Genomic DNA, 18,521 nt, shown 5'->3' with positions numbered 1-18,521 from the left:
TTTAAATAAAACACCAATATCTTGAAATTATCTTAAATATCTCCCCTTATCATTCATCGATAAAATAGCATACAAGAACGTAATAATGACTTAAAAGCCACAGATAGTATTATTTTTGGGTTTGTTTAACAATAACCTACTAAAGATAAAATGTACAAGAATTTTTTTAAAAGAATTATTGACTTTTTTTTGGCTTTCACTGGATTAATAGTTCTCTCTCCAATTGGAATAATTGTTTACCTTATATTATTATTTATTAATAAAGGAAACCCTTTCTTTTACCAAAGACGTCCAGGTAAAGATGAAAAAATATTTAATATCATCAAATTCAAGTCTATGACCGATAAAAAGGACGAAAATGGCATATTATTACCTGATGCAGACAGAGTTACTAAATTTGGCACATTTATAAGAAAAACATCTTTAGATGAAATTCCTCAATTAATTAATATTATTAAGGGGGATATGAGTTTAATTGGCCCCAGACCGTTAAGAGTTCGCTACCTCCCATATTATACGACTGAGGAGAAAATAAGACATACAGTTAAGCCTGGAGTAACAGGTTTGGCGCAAATTTCTGGTAGAAATTTGTTGAATTGGGATGATAAACTAGCCAAAGATGTAGAATATGTCAAAAAATTATCTTTTTCTAATGATGTCTCTATATTTTTTAAAACAATTCGTAAAGTATTTGTTTATGACAATACTTTATATGATCCAGAAATGCTAGACTTAAAAGAATTAAGAAGCAACAATACCAAAGAAGCTTAAAAATAATTAACTTTAAGCGATTAGAATTACTAGACCAAAAAAAATGAGCTTAATTAATAAAATACGTCTTAAAAGCTTCTGGATATTGGACAGTTTAGAAGGTGGTCATTTGAAAAAAGATTTAAATGATATTAAACAAAGTTTTAAAATTAAATCATTTAGTCAACTTCAAAAAAGGAACGCACCTATATTAAAAGAATTATTAGATACAGCTGTTAATTCCTCTAAATTTTATAATCAATACAAATATTATAAAACTCTTGATGATTTTCCTATTGTTGATAAATCGATTATAAAACAAGATTTAGATTTAATAAATATAATCCCAAAGACATCAACGGGTTTACATAAAGTTAGTAGTAGTGGATCAACAGGTACTCCTTTTCAAATTTATCAAACTAAAAGAAAGAAAAGACGAAATAAAGCAGATGTTATTTATTTTGCTAATTCTGTTGGTTTCACAATTGGAGATCAACTTCTTTTTATTAGGCTATGGGTTGAAAAATATAAAAAATCATTTCTCTTAAGAAAATTAATGAATATTATTCAAATTGACGTTGAAGCCGATTTAACAGATAGTAAAATAGAAAAACTTATTTCCAAAATAAAAAATGATAATCAGCCTAAGGGCTTCATAGGATATCCTACTGGTTTTGAGAAGATATGCAAGTATTTAGATAAAGTAAAATCGTTACCATTAGAGTGTAATGTTAAATCTATTATTGCTACGTCCGAGAGTCTTTATGATGTTGTGCGCAAAAAAATGGAATATTACTTTAAAGCTCCTGTAGTATCGAGATACTCTAACGAAGAAAATGGCATCATATCTCAACAAATGATTAATGATAAACATTTCACAATTAATTGGGCTAGCTTTTATATTGAAATTTTTGACATTAACGAAGATAAACCTGCAAAACCGGGAGAATTAGGTCGAATCATTGTTACCGATTTATATAATCTAGCGACCCCTTTAATTAGGTATGACACAGGAGATCTTGGTAAATTATGCAACTTTGATAACGATAATATTCCTAAATTTGAAATTGTTACAGGTAGAATAAAAGATGTTCTCTATAATACTGAAGGAGAGATAGTAAATCCTTTCATTGTTTATAATGGTTTAACTCCGTTTCCTGAATTAAACCAGTTTCAAATCATACAAAAAAGTAAAAAAAAATATATTTTAAAAATAAACATTGATTCTGAATTTACTAGAGAGCAAGAATTATTAGCCTATTATAATTCATACTTGGGTGATGACGCTAATATTTCTGTAGAATATGTTGATGAAATACCTGTGTTAAGCTCTGGAAAAAGAAGAGTAATCATTAATTTAGACAAACCGAAAGCCAAAAATGAAAAAAAATAATATCCTATTTACATGTGCGGGAAGAAGAAATTATTTAATAAATTACTTCAAAGAAGCATTAAATGGAAATGGTAAAATTATAGCCGTAGATGAACAAATGTTAGCACCAGCAATGGCTGATGCTGATATTGCTGTGAAAGTACCCAGTATTTATGCCGATAATTATATTCCGGAATTATTGAAAGTTGTTAAAGATAATTCTGTAATGGCGATAATCTCCTTAAACGACTTAGAATTACCTATCCTATCAAAAAGTAAAGAACTATTTGAAGAGAATGGCACGAAGGTTATAATTTCAAATTCCAATGTAATTTCCATAGGTTTTGATAAATGGAAAACATACAATTTTATAAAGGACCTGGGGCTAAATACACCTAAAACTTATATAAAATTAGAAAACGCCCTTGAGGATATCGAGGATGGTATTTTAAAATTTCCCTTAGTTATTAAACCGCGTTGGGGAAGCGGCTCTATAGGCATTGATTTTCCGGAATCCATTGAAGAATTAAAATTGTCGTATAAACTACAAAACATCAAGCTCAAAAAAACCATTCTGAATAAAACAAGTCAGGAGGATATAGAACATGCCATTTTAATCCAGGAAAAATTGGATGGAAAAGAATACGGAATGGATATCGTAAACGACTTTAACGGTAATTACTTTGGTTCTTTTGCTAAAGAAAAACTGGCTATGCGATCTGGTGAAACAGATAAGGCAAAATCCATAATAGACTCAAGATTTGAAAAATTGGCGGAAAAGGTCAGTCAAGGTCTAAAACATGTTGGAAATATTGACAGTGATGTATTTGTTGTAGGAGACAAGCTTTATTTACTTGAAATTAACCCTAGGTTTGGAGGGGGGTATCCCTTTTCTCATGAAGCCGGAGCAAATATAGCAGCATTGTACATAGAATGGCTTAATGGAGCTAAAAATGAAGACTTAATAAAGTATAATAATTATAAGGAAAACATAATTTTTTCAAAATGTGATAGACTTATAAAAATTCATCGGAAATAGTAAAAAAAATTCTATTAATTAGTTTAATAAAAAACACTACATGGTTTTATAACAAAATGATAGAAACAATAACAAACAAAGAAGATTGGAATTTCTTGTTATCAGAATTTGATATGCATGATTCATATCATACTTTTGAGTACCATTTAATTGCCAAATCAAAAGGAGAAAACCCAATTTTAATTAAATATGTCGAAAATGATATAATCATTGCGATCCCGCTGTTAATTAGAGATATAAAAGGGTCTGCTTTTAAAGATGCTACATCTGTATATGGGTATACAGGACCTTTGTCAAAAGGCATTAACAACAGTTTTGATAATAGCAATTTTATTAATTCATTAAATCATTTTTTTAATGAAAATAATATTATTTCTGTCTTTTCAAGATTACACCCATATGTACCTAATCAAACTCATGTATTGAAAAATTTTGGAGCTATATTCCCTATGGGCAAAGTAGTGAATATTAATTTAAAATTAGATAAAACAATACAAAGGCAAAATTATCACAGAAGGCTTAAAAACCACATTAATAGATCAAGAAAAAATTGTAGTATAGTAAAGGTTGATAGTTATGAAGGGGTCGATAAGTTTATTGAAATCTACAATGAAAGCATGGATCGGGTTAATGCTGAAAAATCTTATTATTTTGACAAAAAATATTATTATAACTTATTTAATAGTACAGATTTTGAAACAGAGCTTCTTTTAGCTAGAGACAATGAATCTAAAAATATCATTTCTGGAGCGATTTTTTTTAAAAAGAATGGCATTGTTCAGTATCATTTGTCCGGTACTAAAAGTGATTTTTTCCATTTAATGCCAACAAAACTTCTTATAGATGAAATGAGAATTAGTGCGACAGATGAGGGCTATCATACTTTTAATCTAGGAGGCGGATTAGGAGCCTGTGAAGACAATTCTTTATTTAGGTTTAAATCTTCGTTTTCTGATGAATATCACCAGTTTTTCATTTGGAAACTCATTGTAAATGAAAAAGCTTACAAAAACATATGTGATAAAAATAAAATAACCAACAAAGAATCTAATTTCTTTCCATTGTATAGGCTTAAAGTATTTATTTAATCAAAAAATGACTATTAAGGGATTAATTAAAATTCAATGAAAAATAATTTAAATAAAGACCTTTATTCTGACCAGTTATTTAAAGTTTGGGCAGAAAAAAATGATTTGCTATCAATTGAGTCATATTTTATTAAAAAGTACCTTTCAAATAAAGAAGGGAAAGTTATTGAAGCTGGTACAGGTGGCGGTAGGATAATTTTTGAAATTGAAAGACTTGGATTTTATAAACTTGAAGCCTTTGATTATGTTGAAAACATGATAACCTTTTGTAATAAAAAGAAAAAGGAATTAAATGCTTCAATAAACTTTAAGACTGCAGATGCAACTAATCTGATCACCTATACCGACAACTCATTCGATTATTTAATTTATTTGCAACAAATCCTATGCTTTGTAGATAAAGAATTGCTTCCCAAAGCCTTAAAAGAAGCACATAGAATAGGAAAAGTAGATAGCACTTATATATTCTCATTTCTTAATTGGCATTCAAAATTTTACAATCCAATATTAAGCTTTTTAGTTAATTTTTTTAGAATTATAAGAAACGATAAGATTCGTAAGTATGAGTTACCATGGTTGAATATTGATGGTAAATTTAATTGGAAATTCTTAAATAAAAAGCAACCTCGAAATATATGGTTTAAAGAAAGTGATATCATTACTATTCTTAAAAACAATGGGTTTTCTATTCTTGAAGTTAAAACACAAATAGAACCTTCAAATAAAATGCAGCACATACATATAGCCTGTAAAAAATCTCAATAATGTCCAAATTATACATCACTATAGTGTTAAATGGAAACTAAAAACACCCCTTTTACGACCGGTACATTTCAAAAGATTTGGAAAAAGCATTTCATTCCAAACAAATCAATAAACACATTCAAGTTCATTAGTGGTATAAATTTTTATAAAAGCGCTTTTTTACCTCTCTATTTTAATGCTGGAAAAAACCTAACCAAAGGAAACAACTACAAGATATACGATTGTGCAGATTATAAAAACAAATGCTATGTTGTATATGATACATTGCCACATTTAAACGATGCCTCTACCGATTTTTTAAAGGATCTTGGGATTTACAAATCAATTCAATATCCTGGATTTCTAATAAACTTAGACAAATTTAAGACTATAGATGAGTACTTGCTTTCTACTTTTAGCAAGAACACAAGAATGAAGATGCGCAAGTTCACTAAGCGTTTAGATATATGTTTCAATATATCCACCAAAATGTTCTTTGGAGGTATTAATAAAGATGAATATGAAGAGGTATTTGATTCTTTTATGATCTTATTGAAAAAGAGATATCAGGACAAACAGATTTCTTATAACAATATGCAACCTTCTGAATGGAATTTCTATAAAGAGGTAGCATATCCATTAATACTCGAAAAAAAAGCCTCCCTTTTTGTTGTTTATGATAATAAAACGCCGATAGCAATTACCTATAATTATCATACCGAAGATACGCTTATAGACGCCATTACTGTTTTTGATATTGATTATTCAAAGTTTAATATAGGCTACGTAAACAATTTAAAATTGCTTTCCTGGTGTTTTGACAACAATCTAAAAACATTAGATTTTTCGAAAGGGTATTTCGATTACAAAAAAAGAATGTGCACGTTAGAATATAATTTTGAGTATCATATTATTTATGACAAAAAATCAGTTATATCAAAGTTTATAGCTTTTAGTTATTATAATTTTCTGGAATTTAAAACCTACTTAAGAAGCAAAAAACTAGATGTTAAATTTCATAAAATCACATATTTTTTAAAAAACAAAAAACACTCTAAATTATATAAAGAAGCTCAAATCACTAAATTGGAGACTCTACCCTTTTCCAATGATTTGCTTAAAATAGATATTAAAGAGAATACTAACTATCATTTTTTAACAAAACCTGTTTACGACTTTCTTTATTTAGTAGTTAAGTCTTATAACGAAATTGATATTTATAAAATGAAAAATGAAAATAATACTTATATTGTTTCCTGTGACACCTTAATTCAGCAAGTGAAATTTATGCAGTAAAAACTCATGAAAAAGCTTTTTATAAAATGTATATTATACCTGTTTCTTATACTAATCGCCTTAGAGGTTTTTGTTAGGGTTTTTCACCTATATACTGAAGTACCCATAAGATATATAGATGAATTTGGTGTTGAAAAGAGCTTGCCAAATCAAACAGGGTATGCTGTAACTGGCAATAGAAGACAAAATCATTCAGAATATAAAATAAATAACTTTGGGTTTAATTCTTATAGAGATTTTACACCATCAAAAGATAAAATAGAAATAGCGATAATTGGAGATTCTTTTATAGAAGGGATGCATCAGGATTATTATGATTCAACAGGTAAAAAAATTGAGAACAAACTAAAGAACATTGAAGTATATGAATATGGGTATGCTGGTTATGATTTAGCTGATCAACTAAATTTAGTCAATATCTATAAAGAACACTTTAAATTAGTTGATCATATTATTATTTACTTAAAATATGATGAAGATTTAGAACGTGTTGAATATAAACCAAACAACGAAAGGATAGCTTTGCTTAAGTCTCCATTGTTTAGAATGCGAGATAAAATCAAACTACTTTCATATGCATCTTCTATTGGAATAGTAGATCCTATTAAAAATATGGCAATTAGTATTATTAATAGAGGAGTAAAACCTAAAGCAGTAGATACAACGTACAAAATTGATGAAGACTTAAAAAGGCTAGAAAATTTTAAGGCTCTAATAGACACTTTTGGTTTTGATAAAAGCAAAATGTCTTTTTTATTAAACTCTAAGGCTACCAATAAAGACTTTTTAGACTATTGTAAAGCAAATGGGTTTCAGATTATAGACTACGGCATCCTTTTCGAAGAATCTGAGCAAACTCCTACTCTAATTTACGACCAGCATTGGAATGATCATGGCAGGGAATTAATTTCTAAAGAAATCGCTAAATATTTTTCACAAAGCAAAACAATAAATTAGATTCCAGATATATTATTCATTTAAATATTAAAATTCTTTTAAATTAGATTATCACATTAAAATCCATGAGCGAACCATTAGACTTAAAAGAACAAATATTCCTATTAGATAAACTTCCAGGATTTTATAAAACTTTAAGTAGTAATTCTTTAAATGGGTTTAACTACACCAATGATGATAGTAATTTTAAAAGCCCTAGAAACAGTTTTCAAGTAATAAAAGATATCCCTGAATATTTTGAACTAGAGTACAAACAGTTACCTAAAAACATTAAACATGTTACAGTAGAACAATATCCTGGTTTTTCTATAAGTTTTGAAGGAATAAATGATGTCAATGATTATTTAAAAACTCGATTCGGAAATTCTAGCCGATATAAATTACGAAGATCAATTAAAAAGCTAGAAGCATCTTTTGACATAAAGTATAAAATGTACTATGGAGAGATGTCAAAGGAGGAATATGATTTCATATTCAAAAAGTTTTTTAGATTATTAGAACTAAGATCAATTGAAAAAGGAATTTTAGACAATATAAATATTAAACGATCTGATTATTTTTATAAAAAGTTTTACCCACTTATATTACAAAAAAGAGCTTCCTTGTTTGTCATTTATAATGGTGATAATCCTATAGATATTTGTCTAAACTATCACAACAATAGTATTGTCTACCAATTTATAAGAACTTATGATATTGCTTATTCAAAATTCAATACAGGGTATATAGATTTAATAAAACAAATTGAGTGGTGTATCAATAATAACATTGATTTTATTGACTTTTCGTTTGGAACTTATTATTGGAAAAAGCGTTGGTGCAATACTAGCTATAAGCATAACTACCATATATTTTACAATTCAAAATCCTTGTTATCTATTATTAAATCTAAAGTATATGTGTCTAAGATTAAAATAAAACATGTATTAAGAGAACGAGGATTAATAGATAAGTACCATGTAAAAAAGCAGAAATTAAAGAATACTATAAAGCCTTTAAAGAAAACAGAAATTAAAATTAGTAATATCGATTTTAATGTAGAAGTAAATATTGGAGATGAAATTAATATTTACGAGACTGAACATCATTTTATAAAGAAAACGGTTTATGATTTTCTCTTTAATTTTAATGCTAATGAAAAAGACATTAAAGTCTATGAAGTATTAGATACCTCTAATAAATATTTAATTATAGGTAATGAAAACAAAGTAATAATTGATGCGATATTCAATTCTTAATACCTGGACTTAATGATAATAAAGGGTTTAAAAACTAGCTTTCAATAAACTTTATATAGACTAACTACTTCGGAATTTCTTAAACAATTGAAATGCATACACGCAAAACAGAAAAGAAAGTATAACTTCAAAATGCTCCATGTTATACCATGAAATAAGTGGTAATAAAAATGCAATTACTAAAAACTTCTTTGATGGAAGGTATTTTTTTGTAACCCAAAATAATGCTTCATACCTCCTATTATTGGTAAAAGCAAAAAACACCAAACAACACAGAGATATAACTAAATATATAAACGGATGATAATCTGGAGGTATTAGGTTGTGAACAGTAATTTCTTCTTGATAGTTTATATGCTTAAGTGATTCTGGTGTTTCAATGTTAAAAATACGTTGCCCCCAACTAATTTCCTCCGTACCAATAAAAAAACATACTAGCGCAATAATTAAAATATAACTGTTGATAAATAAGGATTTCTTTCTGGATAAGCTCCGCACAAAGAATACTGACGATAAAAGAAAAAATAATGTGGTTAAATATTTAAAAACACCATCTTCATCAAATAAAACTAAAAACAGACTTTTTGGAAAGAACAATCTGGAAACTAAATATATGATATGATTTTAATTAAAAAAAGTATAGGCAAGACAAGCTTTGTACTTTATAAGTACAAAAAAGGAAGTTTAACATCTATTTTTGTAAAACATAATTGCCCATAACTAATGCATCAAGACCTGTTGAATAAAAACATCTTAACGCATCTTTAGGCGACTCTACCACAGGTTCTCCTTGAATATTAAAACTCGTATTTAGAACTACGGGAACCCCAGTTTTTTCTGCAAATTTCTTTATAACACCATGGTATAGAGGATGGAATTTCCCATCAACTGTTTGCAATCTGGCACTACCATCTACGTGAGTCACTGCGGGAATAACATTTTGTTTATCCTTATGTACATTACAAACTTTGAGCATGAAAGGAGCCTCGACTTCAAGATCAAAATATTCTTTATAAAATTCAACTAATGCAGAAGGCGCGAAAGGTCTATACGCTTCTCTATGTTTTACTTCAGCATTAATCTTATCTTTCATATCTGGAAAAGCTGGGTTTGCAAGAATACTTCTGCTACCAAGGGATCTTGGCCCAATCTCCATAGCACCTTGAAACCAACCAATTATTTTTCCTTCAGACAGTAATGAGGATGCTTTTTCACATATATCTTCAAAATACTCTGATTTAACCTTTGCTTCATCAATAATGGCCTTAATTTCTGTATTTGAATATATTGTGCCTAAATAAGGATTAGAGTGAACAAAATTCCTAGGTTTATTTAGTATACCATTATATAAATAATATACAGCACCAATAGCAGTCCCATTATCACCTGCTGCTGGCATGACGTAAACATCCTTAAAGGGTGTTTCTCTAACTATTCTACCATTCATAACGCTGTTTAAAGAAACGCCTCCAGAAATCACTAAATAATCTGCCTTAGTCTTATTATAAAGTATTTTACACATTTCTAAAACCTTGTCCTCCAAAACACGTTGAAAGGCCGCAGCAGCATTTATATGGTTTTCTTCAAATTCACCATTTGGATCTCTTGGTTTCCCAAATACTTTTATGAATTTTTCTGAATATCTGTTCTTTATAAGATATTGGTAGTTAAAATAAGATAAGTCAATCTTTATTTCACCTTTATTATTTACACGAACTAATTTTTCCACCTGATCTTTATAAACATTGGCATCGCCCATTGGGGCCAATCCCATCGTTTTGCCTTCATCATAATTAGGTATAAAACCACAAAATTGGGTTACCGTTTCATAAAAGGATCCCAAGGAATTAGGAAAAAAACTCTCCCCTATCTGTTTTACTTTATTGTCAATTCCATGTCCAAGCCATGTAGTAGCCCATTCCCCCGATCCATCAAGACCCAATAGCGCAGCTTCTTTGTATGGAGACACAAAAAAAGTCCCAGCTACATGTGTTAAATGATGTTCTATAAAATGCACTTTAGGTCCTTCAGTATTATCATACATTTTATGATACCATAATTTAAATCGCCTTTGTTTTGCATATGCATTTACCAAATGATGCCCAAAAAAGGGCATGAAACTTTTTAAGTTTTTCAATATATATACTATTTTTTTAAACCAATGGGTTTGAGGTTTAATTGAGACCGCAATATGATCAATATCTGAGTGCCTAAGTCCTGCAATATCTAAACATTTTTTAATAGCTAATTCTGGAAATGCTTGTGTGTGCTTGTCTCTATTAAGCCTTTCTTCTTCTATGGCGCATATAAGTTTTCCATCTTTAACGATGCATGCGGTTGAATCATGAAAGTAATAGTTTAACCCTAATATAATCATGCCTAAATATTTAAGTACTTTAATATCAGAAACTAACAGTCTAATTAAAAATTAAACCAATGATAGATTAAAATAATCGTTGAAGTGTAATATATATACTAAAAAAAGTTCGTTAAAACTCTTCTCCTAACGCTCTTGATATAGTAAGAATAAAATTTTAAACCATAGACATTCAGTCTTTTGTATAATTTAAAATGCAACAATTTGTTTTCCCTTTAATGATATAACTATCAGATTCTATATCATTAACAACCATAAAGACATCAATGTCTTTGGAATTTTCTGAATTACTGTATTGAAAATTATATACATGTTTTCTCAAAAAAGCATTTTCATCTTTATTAATGTCTAATTTAACCGTGTTCTTGCTCGTAATTAAATTTGTGGCATCTAAATAATCCATGTAAGATACATGATGATTAATATTTAAAATCTTTTTGTTTTTTTTTAAAAAATTTAAAAAATGATCTTGAATAGGCTTATTTTTTTGTTTAAAATTAATTTTTAGCAGTATTAATCTACTTACTAAATATGCCACTAATTTACTTAGCGAGCTATTTTTTTTAAATAAAATATGGCTTTCATATTTGTAAACGGTATTGCACCATTCCCGTTTGTATTTTAGATCTCCATAACCCATATTGAATATTTTATAATTATTCAATAAAGACCATTCGATTTTCTTTAAAATCATAATATTTCCAGGGCTAAATTTTGAATAGTCTATATCATATGAATCTATGGCGCCAACGAAAATATTTTGATGGAGGTAGTTTAAACTTATAGCAATTGGTTTTTCACCATCATAAATCACAAAAAGACACGCCTTTTTGTCTATCAGCATGGAATAAGCCGATTCTTTATAAAAACTCCAATTATTTAAAAAAGGATGGACACCTCCTCTTTGAATAAATCTTCGTTTTATTAATATTCTCAGCTCTTCAAGTAAAAAAGCATAATGAGACTTATCGATTTTACCTAGATATACTTTATGACTAAGATTAAAACACGTCTCTAGTTTTCTTAATTGACTTTTTAAAGACTTTCTTCTTTTTGCTTTTACTTGAGATTTAAAGTATTCGGAAAAACTCGAATACCCCTTAAAATCAGCTAAGAAACCATAATGAGTAAAAACTTTAAAAAAACCATGAATTTTATCTGATTTTCTGAACTTTAAATCAAAATAAGGAGGTATAAAATTAATAGCTATTACCCCCTTTTTGTGTAAACTACTCTTAGCTTTTTTTTTGTTAAAATAATCTTGCAAACTAATCTTGTTATAGACATTCTCATAAAAATAGGGTATCCTATTCTTTTCAGAAAAATCTTTATAAAAATTAATATTGATTAGCTTAAGCAAATACACTTTAAGGGTTTGTTTCTTTTTTTATGGATGCTATTAAATCTCCAATATTTTGCATTGACATTAAATCCATTAGCCTAAATTTAATATTGAAAGACTTTTCCACCTCATTAATAATTAATAAGTGTGTAATAGACTCCCAACCGTCTACATCTTTTGCTGTTGTAGTTTCATTTAGTTCAAAATTATCATGCTCTAATATTTTAATAAATGATTTTCTTATAGTAGCAAAAATTTCTTCGTTATTCATTTTTAATTATTTATTAAACTCCTTAATTTATTTCTATCTAATTTCCCATTACTATTATGTGGAAAATTATCTATAAAAAATACTTTTTTTGGAACCATGTAATCTGCAAGTTTTATACTCAAATAATCCAATAAACCTTTAGTGTCAAATTTAGCACTTTCTACTATAAGTATGAGTTCATCATTATTATTAGAATTCTTAACATCTATTACACTAATGTTTTTAGATTTAGTAGACACATGGTTTCTAACATGATATTCTATTTCACCTAACTCAACTCTATAACCTCCAATTTTTACTTGAAAATCCTTTCTTCCAATATACATATAGTTCCCCTCTTGATTCCTAAGGCAAATATCTCCCGTTTTATAAAATCTTTTCACCTCTCCCGATTCTGTTTTATGCATAAAAAATGAGACCTCATTTAACTTATTATTTTTCCAGTAACCATTTGTTAATTGATTACCAGATAGACATAACTCCCCTTCTACATTATCTGAAACTACATGACCATCATTATCTAATATAATATAATCAACATTTTTAAAAGGTTTACCTATTGACAACACACCATTATGGGATTTGTTTTCCTCATTAAGTTTAAAATTATAATAACCACTGCATACGGTAAACTCTGTTGGCCCATAATGATTTAAAACTGTACTATTAGGAATACATTTGCTCCATTCATGAACAATATTCTCATACAGTTTTTCTCCTCCAAAAATAGAATATCGAACAGATGGTGCGTGTATCTCGGAAAAATACGGTCTTAAATAATAGATTATTGAAGGCACCATTTTTAAAACGGTAAGTTTATATTGTTCTAAAAGCTTATATACATATAAATACTTTATACTATTAGAAGATACAGTATAAGCACATGCCCCAACTAAGAGTGCCGGTAAAAGAGCTGTAAGTGAAGCATCAAATGTTAAATCATACATTTGTAAGCATCTGTCAGACGAATTTAGTTTATACTCTTTATCTATATCAAGCTCTGTTATTAGTGCATTTAAATTTTTAAAGCTAATAGGAATTCCTTTGGGGCTTCCTGTACTACCACTGGTAAACAACACATATGCTATATTATTTTCATTAAAATTGATAGATTCTAACAATGCTACATTGTCTTCTGCAACTTCATTTATATTCAATACTTTAAATGCAGTAAAATCAGTTTTGGAGGATGAGTCAAAAATAGTTTTTACATTAATTGAATCTAGAATTTCTACATTTCGACTTATTGGAGCTGTTGGATTTACGGGAATATATGCTTTCCCTTCCATCCATAATGAGCAAATTGTAGCATAAGTTTCTAAATCGTTATTAGTAGCCAAACCAATAATTTTTTCGTCATGTACAATATCACTATTTATAATTTTTCTAATTTTTATAATACATTTCAATAAGTCTTGATAAGTATAAAAAACATCATTAATACAAAAAGCATTTTTGTTCTTATTTTTAAGAAAAGAATCGCGTAAAGAGAGAATCAAATTCATAACCCATTATAAATTAGAGAAAATTACCATCTTGATCTTTCACTGTAATATTTGTCGCATCTATACCGACATCATCATGAATAAGAGAAAACAATTTTCTTGTATCTACATATAGATTTAAGTATCTACTTTTAATTCGGTCTCCCAAAACATCATTTTCAGTTTGCAATAGTGTACACTTTGACTTTATCATATTCTTAATCAATGCATCTAAGCAAGAATCAAAATTATTTTTATTTGATAAAAAATATCTTACTATAAATCTTTTTCCCAATACAAGACCCGATATAAAACCTATGGGTTTATCATCTTTATTCACTATGAAATTTAAATTAGATATAGAATTTGAAATACTGCCTAACCTACAATTATCTTTTAATTCATCTGTAATATTAGTTGAAACTTGGTATTGATCATTATTTAATTGCCAATTGATGTATTCTAGCGTTTTTGGCACGATATCATCAGCACAATATTCTTTAATAAAGTTCCAATTAGTTTCGTCTAAATGTGACACATATTTATAAGATAATAATTTAGTTCTATTGCTACTTTTTTTACCATTGATTAACGAAATCAATTTACCTGAAGCCTTATCAAGAAATTTTAATAGCCCTTTAATCTTTTTTAGACTACTTTTTTTATAAATTAAAAGATCGTAATTTAAACTAAAGACAATGATATGCCGGTCTCTTTCGGAAAATCTAGTAAAATTTTGTTTTTCATAATATGCTTTGGTAGCATCTCCTAAAAATTTTATTACAATCTGGTTATCTAGAGCATTTAAAGACATACCCTTGGTATAAGTAGAAAGTATGGTGTCTTTATAATTGTCTGAAACCCACCAACGGTGGCTCCAAAATACTTTTTTGACATTCCCTCCTTCTTTTTTTCTTATTAAATCGGGAACGACACAAACAAAAGATACTAAGGCACTATTTTCATAAGCTAATATCGCTAGCGTATCATCATCATCTGACCGTTTGTTATTAAGCATCCATAGCGCTTTATTCTTCGAAAAAGGAGCCTCTATAGAATTATCCCAATACGTATTAAGGGCAATGGCTTCCCTAAGGTCTTTTTTTGTTAAGGCTATCACCTCCAGGTTATTGTTCACAGAATACCAAATTAAAAATTACTAAGTTTTATATATTAAAACTGAAAATAAATAAACGATCTATCAATAGTGTCATCATAAAACAACAATAACAAAAATATAACTAAAGTGTATATAATAAATCTAATGAATTTTGATTTAAATTTAAATGGTGCTCTTTCGTCTTTTCGTATTCTATACTCGTATAATACAAACAAAACTATTAAGACGTAATAGTCAATCATTCTATAACCCATAGGGTGACTATATGATTCATGAGAAAAATTGAATATTATTCTTTTAATAAATTCAAATGCTTCTAAAATAGAATCTGATCTAAAAAAAACCCAAGCAAATGTTACGATACAGAATGTAAGTATAACGTTGAAAAATTCATTTGTTGTTTTAAGAAACCTGCTTTCTCCTATATGCGAATATACATATGTTCTATTTCGACCAGTTAAAAAAGATGGTATAAATAAAAGAGCATGTATTAATCCCCAAAATATAAAGGTCCAATTGGCTCCATGCCAAAATCCACTTACTAAAAAAACGATGGCTATATTCCTAAGAGAGATCCATTTACTTTGATAAGATCCACCTAACGGTATATATATATAATATCGAAACCATGTTGATAATGATATATGCCAACGTCTCCAAAACTCAGCTACGTTTCTTGAAAAGTATGGAAACTTAAAGTTAGACGTTAGCTCTATTCCAAAAAGCTTTGCTGTTCCTATTGCTATATCTGAATAGCCGCTAAAGTCACCATATATTTGAAAACTAAAAAGAGTCACTCCCAATATTAATGTAGATGCCGGATAAGTGCTATAATTTGCAAATATATCGTCGACTATAACTCCTAATGAATCTGCAATAACAACCTTTTTAAATAACCCCCAAAGTATTAATTTTAAACCACCAACTGCTTGTTCATAGTTAAACGTTCTCTTGTTGGTAATCTGAGAAAGTAAATTTGATGCTCTTTCAATAGGTCCGGCAACTAGCTGAGGAAAGAAACTAACAAAAGTAGCGAATGACAGGAAATCTTTTGTATGCTTAAGTTTTTTATAATAGATATCAAACGAATAAGACATGGTTTGAAATGTATAAAAAGAGATGCCTACAGGAAGAATAACCCTCAAAGTCCAAGTACTTTTAATCTCATATCCTAAGATTGAAAACATATCGATCCAAGAATCAATAAAGAAATTATAATATTTAAAAAAACCAAGGAGTCCAACATTAAAAACGACACTAACCCAAAGCCATGATTTTCTTTTTACTTGTTTATCACTTGAATCAATTTTAATTCCAACCAGATAATCAACTATTGTACTCAAAAGTATTAATGAAAGAAACCTCCAATCCCACCAGCCATAAAATATATAACTAGCAATAAGAAGAAATATATTTTGAACTTTTATAAATTTTTTAAAGACTAGCCAATAGAGCAAAAAAGTAACAGGAAGGAATATAAAAAACTCTAAAGAATTAAATATCATATTGCCGTAATATATTTATTGATAATCTTTTAAAAGACTTTTTTGTATTTGTTTAACTGTTCCTTTGTATTCATAATACTTTTAGTTATTTATCTCATAGATTTTATCATTATCAGAGACTAAAACTATTCATTTATTTTGTAAAATCCCCTTCTTGTTTAACTTTAATTTTTCTTATTATCTGTTTTCGGATGTACTGGGTAATAAATATTATAAAAATGAAAAAAATATTGATACCTCTATTAAAGTCACTTTTAATAATCCAATACAAAAAGGGACTTGATAAAATAAGACATTGAAAAATTATGACCCCCCAATGATGCTTAAATCTATTTTTAGAATTCAATACAATATAATCAATAGCCATTAAAATAAGGAGTAAGAAAATTATAACTGCGAGGAATCCTAAAGAATGAGATAATTCCGTAAATAACTGAGATAAACGATTAATAAGTTTTTCTTCTTGATTACCTGATATTGTTAAAAGTTCAACAATCCAAACAATTAATATTCCAAGAAAACTAATCAAGTTAGTTAAAGCTATTTTACTCTTTAAACTATTTTTCATTAGGCTAAATAATATGTGGACAAAAACGTTTTACAAAAAACTACATTTCATTTACCACAAGTCTTCTTTTTCCAGAAGACAGTTGAGGGACTTCATCTATATACTCTATATCAATAGTAGCGTCATTCCCCAAATAACCTTTAAACTCAGAGATTAATTCTTCTTCCTTAGTAAATGTTGAATGCGGATTTAACCTAAACATATAATGTCCGTTTCCTTTTTGAACGAATTGATATTGTTTCAATTCGGTATACTTCCACATATTAACAGTTACAATATGAGATGTAATAACCTCCCCTTCGGTGTTTCTAATTAAATCAACTTTACGCCCTTCAATGGTCTTTAATATAGGCGCCTCCCCTTTATCCTTTTCATCCAATTCCATAATAGCAACATCTCCTGTATCATATCTAATTAACGGCATACAATAATTAAATAAATCTGTAACCACTACCCTTCCATAATCACCTAGTTTAGCCGGTTTGTCCTCATTAACATCTAAAATTTCGATAACATAACTCGCCCAATTTATTTCATACTCATAACCACTGTTACTTCTCTGCATTCCAAGAAGTCCATTTTCCATATTAGAATATCTTGCTACTACAGGTATTTTAAAATAGTATTCCATTTTATCCTTGACTTTATTGTCAAGAGCATCAGAATTAGCAATTATCGATTTTATATTAAAATCTTCAGGTTTTGCTTTTATAGAATCCAAATAATTAACAATAACATTACATGTAGATGCAAAGCAAGTTATAGCCTTTTTTGATTTGTCATTTCTAAGATCTGATATGAACTTTTTTATCCCTTCATCATTATAATTAAAGACACTATACATTTCAATGTTTTCCATCCATTGCCTTATAAGTGATTTCATATTTATATCATTCCAAACCTTTACATAATATAATTTATCACCTATATCGAAGCCATTTTTCTTTCCAAAATAAATGATGTCTGCTGTACTTCGATCTCTCTTGTTTTGATCATGGAAAATTTTGAATGGCGTTCCAGTTGAACCGCTTGTTACCCGCGGTGCATTTTTTTTATCACAAAATAAATCTGAATTGAAATCATCGTAATTATTTTGAACAACTCTTTTATCTATAATAGGAAAATCTGACAGAGATAAGCCTGAGCTATTATTTTTATAGAATACGGTACTTTGCTGCGCATGTTTTAATATGTTGTTTAGGTGTTTTTCCCTCCTCTTGATGGCATTTGCCGAACTGTAGTTTTCAGAAATATACTTAATATCATTATAATGCCTACGAATTGGACATCCTTTAAAACAATCCAACAACCAAAATGATACTTTTCTAATAAATACTAATATTCTCATTCGACAAAATTTATATTTAAAG

The 18,521-nt window shown here is 28.4% G+C and carries 17 protein-coding genes; 8 read left to right on the top strand and 9 right to left on the bottom strand.

The window, feature by feature from the left end; genetic code table 11:
• Window positions 1-150 precede the first annotated feature (150 nt).
• The 8 genes from Q4Q47_RS16335 to Q4Q47_RS16300 all read left to right on the top strand — a co-directional run bounded on the left by Q4Q47_RS16335 (window position 151) and on the right by Q4Q47_RS16300 (window position 8,484).
• On the top strand, window positions 151-771 hold the full coding sequence (locus Q4Q47_RS16335; protein WP_303307705.1) for a sugar transferase: 621 nt from the start codon (window positions 151-153) through the stop codon (window positions 769-771).
• A gap of 43 nt (window positions 772-814) precedes the next feature.
• Window positions 815-2,143: a phenylacetate--CoA ligase family protein gene (locus Q4Q47_RS16330; protein ID WP_303307704.1), complete on the top strand. Its 1,329-nt coding sequence runs from the start codon at window positions 815-817 to the stop codon at window positions 2,141-2,143.
• On the top strand, window positions 2,130-3,161 hold the full coding sequence (locus tag Q4Q47_RS16325) for an ATP-grasp domain-containing protein (RefSeq protein ID WP_303307703.1): 1,032 nt from the start codon (window positions 2,130-2,132) through the stop codon (window positions 3,159-3,161). Before Q4Q47_RS16330 ends, Q4Q47_RS16325 begins: the two co-directional genes overlap by 14 nt.
• A 56-nt stretch (window positions 3,162-3,217) precedes the next feature.
• On the top strand, window positions 3,218-4,249 hold the full coding sequence (locus tag Q4Q47_RS16320; RefSeq protein WP_303307702.1) for a peptidoglycan bridge formation glycyltransferase FemA/FemB family protein: 1,032 nt from the start codon (window positions 3,218-3,220) through the stop codon (window positions 4,247-4,249).
• A gap of 36 nt (window positions 4,250-4,285) precedes the next feature.
• Window positions 4,286-5,014 carry a class I SAM-dependent methyltransferase gene (locus Q4Q47_RS16315; RefSeq protein WP_303307701.1) on the top strand — a complete coding sequence of 243 codons (729 nt, stop codon included), beginning with the start codon at window positions 4,286-4,288 and terminating at the stop codon, window positions 5,012-5,014.
• A 30-nt stretch (window positions 5,015-5,044) separates the two neighbouring features.
• Window positions 5,045-6,289, top strand: a complete 1,245-nt coding sequence (locus tag Q4Q47_RS16310) for a GNAT family N-acetyltransferase (protein ID WP_303307700.1) — start codon at window positions 5,045-5,047, stop codon at window positions 6,287-6,289.
• Window positions 6,290-6,295: 6 nt separating this feature from the next.
• Window positions 6,296-7,246 (top strand): hypothetical protein, encoded by a 951-nt coding sequence (locus tag Q4Q47_RS16305; protein ID WP_303307699.1) that lies wholly within the window; start codon window positions 6,296-6,298, stop codon window positions 7,244-7,246.
• A gap of 65 nt (window positions 7,247-7,311) precedes the next feature.
• A complete protein-coding gene (locus tag Q4Q47_RS16300) occupies window positions 7,312-8,484 on the top strand; it encodes a GNAT family N-acetyltransferase (protein WP_303307698.1) in 1,173 nt (390 codons plus the stop codon).
• 60 nt (window positions 8,485-8,544) lie between these two features.
• Here Q4Q47_RS16300 and Q4Q47_RS16295 read toward each other — a convergent pair whose 3' ends face one another.
• The 9 genes from Q4Q47_RS16295 to Q4Q47_RS16255 all read right to left on the bottom strand — a co-directional run bounded on the left by Q4Q47_RS16295 (window position 8,545) and on the right by Q4Q47_RS16255 (window position 18,499).
• Window positions 8,545-9,081 carry a hypothetical protein gene (locus Q4Q47_RS16295; protein WP_303307697.1) on the bottom strand — a complete coding sequence of 179 codons (537 nt, stop codon included), beginning with the start codon at window positions 9,079-9,081 and terminating at the stop codon, window positions 8,545-8,547.
• 94 nt (window positions 9,082-9,175) lie between these two features.
• Window positions 9,176-10,861, bottom strand: coding sequence for a carbamoyltransferase family protein (locus Q4Q47_RS16290; RefSeq protein ID WP_303307696.1), 1,686 nt, complete (start codon window positions 10,859-10,861; stop codon window positions 9,176-9,178).
• A 172-nt stretch (window positions 10,862-11,033) separates the two neighbouring features.
• Window positions 11,034-12,221, bottom strand: coding sequence for a GNAT family N-acetyltransferase (locus Q4Q47_RS16285; RefSeq protein WP_303307695.1), 1,188 nt, complete (start codon window positions 12,219-12,221; stop codon window positions 11,034-11,036).
• 7 nt (window positions 12,222-12,228) lie between these two features.
• Complete coding sequence (locus Q4Q47_RS16280; RefSeq protein ID WP_303307694.1) at window positions 12,229-12,474, bottom strand: acyl carrier protein; 246 nt, start codon at window positions 12,472-12,474, stop codon at window positions 12,229-12,231.
• 2 nt (window positions 12,475-12,476) lie between these two features.
• Window positions 12,477-13,979 (bottom strand): AMP-binding protein, encoded by a 1,503-nt coding sequence (locus Q4Q47_RS16275; RefSeq protein ID WP_303307693.1) that lies wholly within the window; start codon window positions 13,977-13,979, stop codon window positions 12,477-12,479.
• Between the two features lie 13 nt (window positions 13,980-13,992).
• A complete protein-coding gene (locus Q4Q47_RS16270; RefSeq protein WP_303307692.1) occupies window positions 13,993-15,096 on the bottom strand; it encodes a hypothetical protein in 1,104 nt (367 codons plus the stop codon).
• Between the two features lie 35 nt (window positions 15,097-15,131).
• A complete protein-coding gene (locus Q4Q47_RS16265; RefSeq protein WP_331497745.1) occupies window positions 15,132-16,421 on the bottom strand; it encodes an MBOAT family O-acyltransferase in 1,290 nt (429 codons plus the stop codon).
• Between the two features lie 295 nt (window positions 16,422-16,716).
• Complete coding sequence (locus Q4Q47_RS16260) at window positions 16,717-17,151, bottom strand: hypothetical protein (protein ID WP_303307690.1); 435 nt, start codon at window positions 17,149-17,151, stop codon at window positions 16,717-16,719.
• 40 nt (window positions 17,152-17,191) lie between these two features.
• The gene (locus tag Q4Q47_RS16255; RefSeq protein WP_303307689.1) at window positions 17,192-18,499 is read right to left on the bottom strand and encodes a phenylacetate--CoA ligase family protein; all 1,308 of its coding nucleotides are present in this window, start codon (window positions 18,497-18,499) and stop codon (window positions 17,192-17,194) included.
• Window positions 18,500-18,521: the final 22 nt, after the last annotated feature.

Origin of the sequence: Flavivirga spongiicola, assembly GCF_030540825.1 — a bacterium.
Taxonomy (GTDB): domain Bacteria; phylum Bacteroidota; class Bacteroidia; order Flavobacteriales; family Flavobacteriaceae; genus Flavivirga; species Flavivirga spongiicola.
The sequence above is the reverse complement of the archived record's forward strand: the minus strand, read 5'-3'. Positions and strand labels throughout refer to the sequence as shown.

Bases quoted from the DNA above. Each gene is read 5' to 3' on its own strand.
- Q4Q47_RS16255 (WP_303307689.1), bottom strand. From the start codon at position 18,499: ATGAGAATATTAGTATTTATTAGAAAAGTATCATTTTGGTTGTTGGAT.
- Q4Q47_RS16280 (WP_303307694.1), bottom strand. From the start codon at position 12,474: ATGAATAACGAAGAAATTTTTGCTACTATAAGAAAATCATTTATTAAA.
- Q4Q47_RS16260 (WP_303307690.1), bottom strand. From the start codon at position 17,151: ATGAAAAATAGTTTAAAGAGTAAAATAGCTTTAACTAACTTGATTAGT.
- Q4Q47_RS16335 (WP_303307705.1), top strand. From the start codon at position 151: ATGTACAAGAATTTTTTTAAAAGAATTATTGACTTTTTTTTGGCTTTC.
- Q4Q47_RS16305 (WP_303307699.1), top strand. From the start codon at position 6,296: ATGAAAAAGCTTTTTATAAAATGTATATTATACCTGTTTCTTATACTA.
- Q4Q47_RS16330 (WP_303307704.1), top strand. From the start codon at position 815: ATGAGCTTAATTAATAAAATACGTCTTAAAAGCTTCTGGATATTGGAC.
- Q4Q47_RS16290 (WP_303307696.1), bottom strand. From the start codon at position 10,861: ATGATTATATTAGGGTTAAACTATTACTTTCATGATTCAACCGCATGC.
- Q4Q47_RS16275 (WP_303307693.1), bottom strand. From the start codon at position 13,979: ATGAATTTGATTCTCTCTTTACGCGATTCTTTTCTTAAAAATAAGAAC.
- Q4Q47_RS16320 (WP_303307702.1), top strand. From the start codon at position 3,218: ATGATAGAAACAATAACAAACAAAGAAGATTGGAATTTCTTGTTATCA.
- Q4Q47_RS16325 (WP_303307703.1), top strand. From the start codon at position 2,130: ATGAAAAAAAATAATATCCTATTTACATGTGCGGGAAGAAGAAATTAT.
- Q4Q47_RS16315 (WP_303307701.1), top strand. From the start codon at position 4,286: ATGAAAAATAATTTAAATAAAGACCTTTATTCTGACCAGTTATTTAAA.
- Q4Q47_RS16310 (WP_303307700.1), top strand. From the start codon at position 5,045: ATGGAAACTAAAAACACCCCTTTTACGACCGGTACATTTCAAAAGATT.
- Q4Q47_RS16300 (WP_303307698.1), top strand. From the start codon at position 7,312: ATGAGCGAACCATTAGACTTAAAAGAACAAATATTCCTATTAGATAAA.